Raw genomic sequence first — 10631 nt, forward strand, 5'->3', positions numbered from 1 at the left:
TAAATGTACGCAGCTATCAAAAAATTACCATCAAAAATATTTATCCAGGTATTGACTGGGTGCTTTTTACCAACGCGACTTCCGGCATAAAATATAATTTTGTAATACATCCCGGAGCGGATGCTTCGCAACTGAAATTACAATACAAATGGACGGATAAACCTGAATTGCAAAGCGATGGTTCGATAAAAATAAATACGCCTATGGGCAAAATTACAGAAGGAACTCCCTTAAGTTATACCGATGAAAACGAGCAAAACAGAATTGAAACTAACTACATGATTAAAAACAATGAAATAAGTTTTGCTATAAACAATTACAATAAACACAAAACATTAATTATTGACCCTGTGTTGGTTTGGGCAACTTATTATGGTGGAAATGTAGGGACAGAACCAGCCAGTATTCAAAGTGATGGAACAAATGTTTACGTAACAGGATATGAAACTTCAATAGGTTTTCCCACTTTTAATCCTGGTGGCGGAGCTTATTATCAAGGAACAGGAAATGCTAATTATAATGCTTTTGTTTTACAATTCAACACTTCTGGAGTTCGCAAATGGGCGACTTTTTATGGTGGGAGTAGTAACGATTTTGGCAATTCTATTTTCAGTGATGGAACAAATGTTTGGGTAACAGGAGAGGCACGATCAACAGACTTCCCAACATTTAATCCAGGAGCTGGAGCGTATTTTCAAGGAACATTAGTAGGAATTTCAAATGCTTTTGTTTTGCAATTTACTACTTCGGGCGTTCGCAAATGGGCAACTTATTATGGTGGGAGTGTTTCAGATGAAGGTTTGTCTATTTCGAGTGATGGAGTAAATGTGTGGGTAACAGGAATAACTGGTTCAACAAATTTTCCAACATTTAACCCAGGAGGCGGAGCTTATTATCAAGGAACATTAGGAAGTAGCGGAAATGCTTTTATTTTACAATTCAACACTTCTGGTGTTCGCAAATGGGCGACTTATTATGGTGGGAGTGGTGGGGATATTGGTAATTCTATTTCCAGTGATGGAACAAATGTTTGGGTAACAGGAGCTACAAGTTCAACAGATTTTCCAACCTTTAATCCAGGTGGTGGAGCTTTTTTTCAAGGAACATTAATAGTAAGTACTTCAAATGCTTTTGTTTTGCAATTTACTACTTCGGGCGTTCGCAAATGGGCAACTTATTATGGTGGGAGTGTTTCAGATGAAGGTTTGTCTATTTCGAGTGATGGAGTAAATGTGTGGGTAACAGGGCAAACAACTTCAACAGATTTTCCAACATTTAATCCGGGTGCTGGAGCATATTTTCAAGGAACAGGAAGTGCTTATGGAGCTGCTTTTGTTTTGCAATTCAACACTTCTGGAGTTCGTAAATGGGCGACTTATTATGGTGGGAGTAGTTTTTATGGAGATAATGGTACTTCAATTTTCAGTGATGGAGCAAATGTGTGGGTTACTGGAGCTACAAGTTCAACAGATTTCCCAACAATGAATGCGGGATGTAATTCCTATTTTCAAGGAACATTAGGAGGAGGAGGAGAAGATGTTTTTCTATTGCAATTTTCCATTTCCGGAGTTCGTAAATGGGCAACTTTTTACGGTGTAGATAATGAAAATGATGGAAGCTATGTTTCCAGTGATGGAACAAATGTCTGGCTAACAGGAGATGCAAAAATTGTTAATGGTTATCCAACAGTAAATCCTGGAGACGGTGCTTATTTTGAAAATACGAATGCAGGAGGAGATAATTTATTGCTGGCTCAATTTAAAATTGTAAACACTACAACAATAATTGCAATAGCTTCTCCTGATAGCATTTGCTTAGGTGATTCGAGTATTTTAAAAGTAAGTGGTGGTAGTAATTATTTATGGCATCCAAGCACTGAGCTAAATAGTACGACAGGCACAACAGTAATAGCGAAACCATTAACAACTACTAGTTATACTGTTATTGGTTCTGATAGCTGCGGAGGAGGGATTGATAGTGCAAAAGTTACCGTTTATGTGAAAGATTGCGCTACGCCTCCAACTACAGGGCAAATTCAAATACCAAATGTAATAACACCAAATAACGATGGTAAAAACGATGCTTTTTTCATCACAAATTTACCTGCACTATGCAAATTAAAAATTTTTAATCGTTGGGGAAATACTGTTTACCAGACTCTTAGTTACCAAAATAATTGGGAAGCATCGGATGTTGTTTCAGGCACTTATTATTACCTTTTAACCTTGCCTGACGGAACTCTAAAGAAAGGCTTTTTGGAAGTTATAAAATAACTGATACAGAATTTATCTTCTCTGTAAAATCACATTCAAAAAAATAATTTTCCGAAGCATCTATTTTGCTTTACATTTGTTATATCATTTTTTGCCCTCTATAAAAATGTCGCAATTTATAGTTCGAAAAATATTTTTTCATGGAAAATAAAATGACCAATTTGAAGTACTCGAAAAAATATTTTTTTATGTTCTGTTTCTTTTGTTTGTAAGACAAAAGAAAGAAGAGTTCCGAAATTCCAATAAAGAAATAAATCATTATTTTATTGAAACCAATCGGTAAGATACCGATTAATAAAAGCGTAGCGAGACGCTACACTTAGCGGAGGCGCAGATAGTGCTAATTCTTAGTTTCCAATTTATTTTTTTTTACTTTCAAACTGAAAACAAATATGAATAGCGAAATTGTGCCTGCTGTAAAAACAATATCGCCAACTACTCTCAACCAACGCAAAGTTTGCATGTGTGGCTGATGTAGAAATTCAGCGGATCGCGCATACCACATTCCCTCATTTACACTCGCAATAGTTTGTAAAAGACCTACAGGCAATAAGCTCATAAATGACATGAGTAACAAGCCAATATTAAGAGACCAGAATGAAAAGCCAATTAATTTATTATTCCATTGCTGCTTTCGATAAAGGCTGCGTAAAACAAAAAGCATTAAGCCAATCCCTAACATGCCATAAACACCAAATAAAGCGGTATGCGCATGTAGGGCAGTTGTGTTTAATCCTTGCATGTAATAGAGTGCTACCGGCGGATTGATCAGAAATCCAAAAATACCGGCTCCCAAAAAATTCCAAAACGAAACTGAAAGTAAAAAATAAATAGGCCATTTGTAATCAATCAACCATTCTTTAGCCGTACTTAAATGATAATTATGAAAGGCTTCAAAGCCAATTATTACCAGCGGCGCAACTTCAAGCGCACTAAAGGTTGCCCCCAAACCAATTATCATAGTTGGTGCACCCGTAAAATACAAATGATGGAAAAGTCCTAAAATAACAGCAAAAAGAAAAATAATAGATGCAACAAATACACTTGCCGTGGCTACGGATGCCTTTAACAAACCCAAGCGCACAAAAAGAAATGCCGATACTACAGTGGCAAATACTTCAAAAAAACCTTCCACCCAAAGATGTACTACCCACCATCTCCAATATTCTGCAATGGAAAGGTTAGTTTGTCTGCCCCACATCAATCCAGCTCCATAAAACAATGCAATTGCAGTACAGGAAACTAAAAATAAAGTTAGTAGACTTTTTTCTGCTGTCCCTTTTTTAATAACTGGTAATAAGGGACGTATCATTAATGTCAACCAGAGAAGTAGTCCAACAAAAAGAAAGCATTGCCAAAAACGACCCAAATCAACATACTCATATCCTTGGTCTCCAAACCAGAAATTTTCTATTAGCCCCAACTTTTGCATAATGCCAAACCACTCACCAATCATTGAGCCTGCAACAATAATTAAAAGGGAGACAAAGAGAATATTTACACCTAACTTTTGAAATTTAGGATCCTTTCCTGACACGGAAGATGCGATATATAGTCCCGTAGCAAGCCAGGCTGTGGCAATCCAAAGAATAGAAAGTTGGACGTGCCAGGTACGGGTAACAGAATAAGGTAAAATAGTTGACAATGGAAAACCATAAATTGAATTACCCTCAACACCATAATGTGCTGTAATAATTCCCATCGCTACTTGTATCAATATAAGAATATTAATAGCCGAGAAATATTTTTCTACTGCCCGCATGGAAGGCGTAATATTTTGATTCATTAACGGATCTTCAATTGGTAATTCTAAGACTTCTTCTACTTTTGTTTTTGTATGATAAAAAATGAGAATGCCAATTCCAATCAAGAGCATAATAACACTAAATCCAGTCCAAATGACGAGATCTCCCGTAACTACATTGCCTACCAATTTATCAGGTGGCCAATTATGGGTATAACTAATAGAACTGTTTGGTCTTTCAGTAACACAAACCCAAGATGCCCAAAAGAGAAAAGCATTCATTTTACGCATACGACTAATATCTTTGATGGTATTTTTTGCTATGGAATAATCTGATCGTAGTTTATTAAAACTAGTATCAGCCATAAAAAGTCCGGAATAATATCCATTCAAATCTTCAATAGCATAAGCACGGATTTCTGAAACAGTTATAACACCTGAAACTTTATTATATGTATTTGTTCTCAATTCCTTACTGAGGCGAGCCTTTAAAGCTGCTTGGCTCTCTATATCTAAGGCTTTATATGAAATTGCACCCATTTTTATCGCCCATTCATCTAAAATGATGACAGCTTCACGATGCAAACGATCAGCCGTCCAATCAGGTGCAAGATAAGCTCCATGTCCCCAAATGGAACCGACTTCTTGACCGCCCATACTTTGCCAAACATTTTGACCATCCTTAATGTCTTGACCAGTAAAAAGAACCTTACCATTGGTGGTTACTATTTTTTCAGGAATAGGGGGAGCTTGTTGATATATTTCATAGCCAAAGAAACCCAAAACAGAGAACGAGGCTATAATTACAAAAAAAAATACAATCCAAAGTTTTTTTTGTCGGCTCATTATAAGGCTATTTGTTAGTTAAGACAATCATCATTAATAAAAAAAATTAACGTTTTATAGAGTTTGATATGCGATAGGTTAAAACAATGAATATAGAAGCAAATGTAAAAGCATGCAATCTTTGAGATGTTGTATATTTATGAGAATAATTTACATATTTCACAGTTGCTATTATGGTGGACTCTACTGACAAGCTTGCAAACTCTTTGGTACAAGAATTTCAAGTATTAGCAAGTTTGAGAGCTTATTTAAAGAATCTAAAGGAAACAAAAAAGGGAAGAATGCTTTTTTAGCAATTCTTCCCTCGAAGTGGAGCAAACCATGTCATTATCGAATCAAATAATTAACAAATTAAAAAAAGTAGAAACACTTAGTTTTTAGGTTAAAGTCTTATTTTTGAATTAGTATTTTCTCACTCTCTATTGCAAAAGTGCGTTTTCTTACATCATTACACGCATTTCAATCTTTGTAGAATTTTTGTTGCACTTCATGCAACATACAAAGCCACAAAAAATTATTTTCCTTAATCACTTACCTTTTCAAATACCATCCTATAATGCTCGAATATCTTCCTGTCGAATATGATTAAGTTAGCATCGGTTTTCCAGCGTTGAATAAAATCGCGGAACGATTTCTTTGTCAGATACCTTGGAATAAGGGTGCTAAAATAGAGGTATTTCTTAAGCGATGGTTTGGTGAAGGCAGCCGACCATCTATCAATGGTTTCCATATAATCGAGCCGTCCACTGTCAATATGTACGAGCTTAAAGTATTTTTTGGCGGGTTCAATAATTCCTTCGCTGCCGTAAGGGAGCCAGGAACCGGGGAACACATCGCAGATAATATCCATAAGCTCTTCATTCGTGAATTCTTTCTTATAAATATCGGTTTTACCGAAAGGTATGTCTTCAAATTTTACCATGTTGGGACCGAATACCATTGTTTGACAATAAAATCGTCCACCGATAGGCAGCAGGTCGGCAACCTGTTTAATGTATTTTTCATAAATCTGCTTCTGCTTTCCCGCTTTGTATTCCTCCACCGAACACAGGTGTTCAGGGCTACCCATAGCAGTTACAGCATCAAACTTTCCAAAGGTTTCGGGGGTTATAAGTTTGGTATCCATGTGCTTTACGTTCATGCCGTTCTTTATGCAGGCATCGGCTTGACCTTTGGCAAGCACTGCGCCATAAGTATTCACGCCCATATTATTCATGTAATCAATAAAGGCGCCCCAACCACAGCCCATATCAAGCACTTTTGAGCCCTTTTTAATATTTAAGTTATCAACTATAAATTTGTGCTTTTTCTCCTGTGCCGCTTCAAGGGTCATGGAAAAGTCACCATCAAATCGGGCGCCGCTGTAAGCTCCTCTGTCGCCGAGACTGTAACGGAATATTTGATCCATTACGGTATAGTGAGCATCTAAATCACTTTGTACTGCCATGTTTTCTTTATTTTTTATAATGTGAGGCGCAAACTTAAACAAAAAATCGGAATGCAGGTGTAATACTATAAGTAAAAGCCTATTAAGAAAAAAATAAAAGTGCAAAAAAATATTTCTGAGATTACAGATTGATTTTGGTCTAAATGTGGACTAAATAGTCAAATAAAAAACCGTAATCAGCTTTTAATTAGCTAAATACGGTTTTAATAAGTGGAGCCGGAGGGATTCGAACCCTCGTCCAAACAAGGAATTAATAAGCTTTCTACATACGTAGCATTTTTTTAGTTTTCGGAATGCAGCCGGCAAAAATGCGAGCCAAGTGCAAACTTATCTTCTTTAATTTCACGCAAAGTCGAAGCTAATTTGCGCTATCTTTTCATTTTCGGTACTTCTTTCGGGACGCTGAAAAGAAAAGCTTCCCGGGAAGTATTGCTAACTTAATACTTGGTATTAAGCAGCAAGGGCGTAGTTAGACTCGCCGTTTAGAAATGTGAGAATTAGGATTATCGAGCCATGTTCACAACGCTCGGCATGCTTACTTATTCATTCATCCTGCTGTCAAAACCTGTCAGCCCCATGATTTCAAACAACGTTGTAAGACGTAAAAGTACCGCTTCTTTTCTATTTTGTTATACTTTTGTCGGAAAATTAATTTTTATGAGCAAAATAAAAATCGGAATTCTGTGTGAGCGAAAAATACCTATTGATAAGCGCGTGCCTTTAACTCCGCTCGAATGCAGCAAATTAGTATTGGCATATCCTGATTTGGAAATTTACATTCAGCCCAGCGAAATAAGATGTTACAGCGATGAAGAATATAAAGCATTCGGATTAACACTTCAGCAAGATGTGAGTAATTGCGATATTTTAATGGGTGTGAAAGAAGTTCCCATCTCAGAATTAATTGCCGGAAAAAAATATTTTTTCTTTTCGCATACAATCAAAAAACAAGCACACAATCAGAAATTAATTCACGCTTTTATCGACAAAAAAATTGAGATGATTGATTACGAAGCGCTCACCGATAACGAACACAATCGTATCATTGGTTTCGGCAGATATGCTGGAATTGTTGGCGCTTACAACGGAATTTTGGGTTACGGAAAAAAATACGATTTGTTTCATCTAAAAGCTGCCAATAAATGTCGCGATAAATCGGAATTAGAAGAAGAATTAAAACGGGTTAAATTACCGAATATAAAAATTGTGTTAACTGGTGGCGGTCGCGTGGCGAATGGAGTCATCGAAACACTCGGCGCTTTGAAAATTCGCAAAGTTACGCCCTACGAATTTTTACATCATTCGTACCGCGAACCTGTTTATTGTCAGTTGCATTCGAAAGATTATCACGAAGCAAAAGACGGATCTTCTTGGACATTAAAAGATTTTTTTGAGCACCCAGAAAAATATTTTTCTACTTTTTTACCCTTCACGAAAGTAGCGGATATGCTTATTTCTGCGCATTATTGGGATCCGCGCTCACCGAAAATGTTTACGAAAGAAGATATGAAATCGCCCAATTTCCACATCAGTGTAATTGCCGATATTACTTGTGATATGGATGGTTCTGTGCCAAGTACGTTGAAAGCAAGTACGATTGACGAACCTTTTTATGGCTACAATCCGATGACGGAAAAATTGGATATTCCTTTTAGTAAACATTCTGTAACTGTTATGGCTGTTGATAATTTGCCTTGCGAATTGCCGCGCGATGCCTCTGATGGTTTTGGAAATGATTTAGTAGAACGTGTTTTCCCATCTTTATTGGGCGATGATAACGAAAAAATTATTGAGCGCGCTACCATTACAAAAGACGGAAAATTAATGCCGCATTTTGATTATCTCAGCGATTATGCAGGCGTGAATAAATTGATGAAGTAATTAAGATTCAAAAAAATATTTTTTCGGACGTCTTAAAACGGTATCTGATTTCGAAAAAAAATTTTTGCAAAATGAAAGCGTGATGAGATTGGGATTTCCGAACGTGTGAGGAAATCACCCCACGAATAGCTTTCAGGAAGCTAAAATGAAATGAGAAAACAAAGCCTTGAATTTTTGTTTTCTCCCACACGAACTGTCTCAAACAAACACTGCTTGTTTGCCCTTTTCAAGAAAAAAGAAATTAAGAAAATACAGTTGAAAAATTATTTTTTCAAAGCACAAATAATGCGTTCAAAAAAATATTTTTTTGAAACGAAAAATTTATTTTCCGATTTGTTTTAATTGCAAAATTGTTTCTGTAGGATTGGCAGATGAGAAAACAGTATTTCCGGCAACCAACACGTCAGCACCTGATTTTAGTAATGCTTCAGCGTTTTTTAAATCTACGCCACCATCAATTTCTATTTTTGCGTGTGATGATTTTCGTGTAATCATTTCTTTTAATTGAAGCACTTTTGAATAGGTATTCTCAATAAATTTTTGTCCGCCAAAACCTGGATTTACCGACATCACACAAACCAAATCAATGTCAGCAATTACATCTTCTAATAAATGTACAGAAGTATGCGGATTTATTGCCACTCCAGCTTTCATTCCCGCTGATTTTATAGCTTGAATGCTGCGATGCAAATGAACGCAGGCTTCGAGGTGAACGGTTAAAATATCCGCGCCTACTTCTTTAAAATTCGGAATAAACCTATCGGGTTTTACAATCATCAAATGCACGTCTAACGGTTTTTTTGCATGCTTGCGAATGGCTTTGATAACAGGAAACCCGAAGGAAATATTCGGCACAAAAGCGCCGTCCATCACATCCAAATGAAACCAATCGGCTGCACTATTATTTACCATTTCAATGTCTTTTTTCAAATCCGAAAAATCGGCTGAAAGGATGGAAGGAGCAATAATAATTGGTGTCATGAAAAAATATTTTTTTGAGATGTAAAATTTGAAACACAAAAATAATCAAAAAAACGAAACGATTTTTCTCTAATTAATGAATAGTAAAATCTCGAAAAATTATTTTTTGGAAGAAGATTTTGTGAGGATTAAAATTTTCTTTTTGTAATCAATAATAGCATTGTATTTTAAAAGCAAATCACTTCCCAAAATTCCGTCAATCGGCTTTAATCCGATGCTTTTGTAAGATTTATTTACGTGCGATAAATCGAGTAGGAGGGTAGGATATTTTTTTACTTCGAGTGTTCCGAAAATTATTTTTTCGAGAATTGTTTTTTTGCTTTTCATACTGCTGGTGCCCAATCCGGTAGAAAGTTTATCGTTATCAATAAACTTTTTTTTATCGGCAAATTTTTTAATTTTTTCTTTGTCCAAAACAGTAGAAGAAGCTCCTGTATCAACGATTAGTGAAGCTTTTTTGTTATTTATTTTTACATTGATAAGCAAATGAAAACCTTCGTTTTCGATGTTTAAAATGATGATAGGAATTTTTGTTGTCATTGGTATAGAAATAAAAAAAGCATCCCAAAACGGAATGCTTTTTTAAAATTATTTTTTGAAATTATTTTGCAACAGTATTCATATTGTCTAATACTTCCATTACTTGTTTCACAGCAGTAGCAGACTCACTCAATAATTTTTTCTCATCCGCATTCAAATGCAATTCGATGATTTTTTCGATTCCATTTTTTCCTAAAACGACAGGAACGCCCAAATAAATATTTTTCATTCCGTATTCTCCGTTTAGGTAAGCGCAGCAAGGAAAAATCCTTTTTTGGTCGCGTACTATCGCTTCTACCATTTGCGCAGCCGCAGCTCCAGGAGCAATCCAAGCGGAAGTTCCCATTAAATTTACCAATTCGCCACCGCCTTTTTTGGTGCGATCTATAATAGCATCCAATTTTTCTTTGCTGATTAATTCAGTAACTGGAATTCCTGCAACGGTTGTGTAGCGTGGCAATGGAACCATGGTGTCGCCATGTCCGCCCATCAAAACAGCTTGAATGTCTTTTGGAGAAACATTTAATTCTGCTGCCAAAAATGCACGATAGCGAGCAGTATCAAGTATTCCTGCCATTCCGAAAACACGCGAAGAATCTATTTTTGCTGTTAAAAATGCGCAATACGTCATTACATCCAATGGATTGGAAACCACAATAATTTTTGCGTTTGGCGAATGTTTAATAATATTTTCGGTAACCGATTTTACAATTCCGGCATTGGTAGCGATAAGGTCATCACGACTCATGCCTGGTTTACGTGGTAATCCAGAAGTAATCACAACTACTTCCGATCCATTTGTTTTTGCGTAATCATTGGTGTATCCAACGGTGTGCGAGTTATACATATTTATCGGAGCGGCTTGCCAAATATCAAGTGCTTTGCCTTCGGCAACGCCTTCTTTGATGTCTATCAGCAC

Annotated in this window: 7 protein-coding genes and 1 other RNA gene; 2 read left to right on the top strand and 6 right to left on the bottom strand. The window is 36.3% G+C overall.

From position 1 onward, the window contains the following. Positions 1–2273, top strand: a 2273-nt coding sequence (locus tag ABIZ51_05525; GenBank protein MEO7088236.1) for a gliding motility-associated C-terminal domain-containing protein, incomplete at its 5' end; no start/stop codon positions are given. A gap of 340 nt (positions 2274–2613) precedes the next feature. On the opposite strand, the gene ABIZ51_05530 is transcribed toward ABIZ51_05525, so the two are convergent. The 3 genes from ABIZ51_05530 to ssrA form a co-directional block, all read right to left on the bottom strand. Then, positions 2614–4863, bottom strand: a complete 2250-nt coding sequence (locus ABIZ51_05530) for a nitric-oxide reductase large subunit (GenBank protein MEO7088237.1) — start codon at positions 4861–4863, stop codon at positions 2614–2616. A gap of 523 nt (positions 4864–5386) precedes the next feature. Continuing rightward, positions 5387–6310: a class I SAM-dependent methyltransferase gene (locus ABIZ51_05535; GenBank protein MEO7088238.1), complete on the bottom strand. Its 924-nt coding sequence runs from the start codon at positions 6308–6310 to the stop codon at positions 5387–5389. Positions 6311–6518: 208 nt separating this feature from the next. Then, positions 6519–6886, bottom strand: a transfer-messenger RNA (tmRNA) gene (ssrA, locus tag ABIZ51_05540). Positions 6887–6967: 81 nt separating this feature from the next. Between ssrA and ABIZ51_05545 the strand changes: the two genes are divergently transcribed. Continuing rightward, positions 6968–8191, top strand: a complete 1224-nt coding sequence (locus tag ABIZ51_05545; GenBank protein MEO7088239.1) for an NAD(P)-dependent oxidoreductase — start codon at positions 6968–6970, stop codon at positions 8189–8191. Between the two features lie 321 nt (positions 8192–8512). On the opposite strand, the gene rpe is transcribed toward ABIZ51_05545, so the two are convergent. The 3 genes from rpe to mdh form a co-directional block, all read right to left on the bottom strand. Then, positions 8513–9172, bottom strand: coding sequence for a ribulose-phosphate 3-epimerase (rpe, locus tag ABIZ51_05550; GenBank protein ID MEO7088240.1), 660 nt, complete (start codon positions 9170–9172; stop codon positions 8513–8515). A gap of 99 nt (positions 9173–9271) precedes the next feature. After that, positions 9272–9712, bottom strand: coding sequence for a retropepsin-like aspartic protease (locus ABIZ51_05555; GenBank protein ID MEO7088241.1), 441 nt, complete (start codon positions 9710–9712; stop codon positions 9272–9274). A 61-nt stretch (positions 9713–9773) separates the two neighbouring features. Continuing rightward, positions 9774–10631, bottom strand: an 858-nt coding sequence (gene mdh, locus ABIZ51_05560) for a malate dehydrogenase (GenBank protein ID MEO7088242.1), incomplete at its 5' end; no start/stop codon positions are given.

It is taken from the genome of Bacteroidia bacterium (assembly GCA_039924845.1).
Classification (GTDB): Bacteria; Bacteroidota; Bacteroidia; order DATLTG01; family DATLTG01; genus DATLTG01.

Excerpts from the sequence above, each read along its gene's own strand:
- ABIZ51_05535 (MEO7088238.1), bottom strand. The coding sequence starts at position 6,310 with ATGGCAGTACAAAGTGATTTAGATGCTCACTATACCGTAATGGATCAA.
- ABIZ51_05545 (MEO7088239.1), top strand. The coding sequence starts at position 6,968 with ATGAGCAAAATAAAAATCGGAATTCTGTGTGAGCGAAAAATACCTATT.
- ABIZ51_05530 (MEO7088237.1), bottom strand. The coding sequence starts at position 4,863 with ATGAGCCGACAAAAAAAACTTTGGATTGTATTTTTTTTTGTAATTATA.
- rpe (MEO7088240.1), bottom strand. The coding sequence starts at position 9,172 with ATGACACCAATTATTATTGCTCCTTCCATCCTTTCAGCCGATTTTTCG.
- ABIZ51_05555 (MEO7088241.1), bottom strand. The coding sequence starts at position 9,712 with ATGACAACAAAAATTCCTATCATCATTTTAAACATCGAAAACGAAGGT.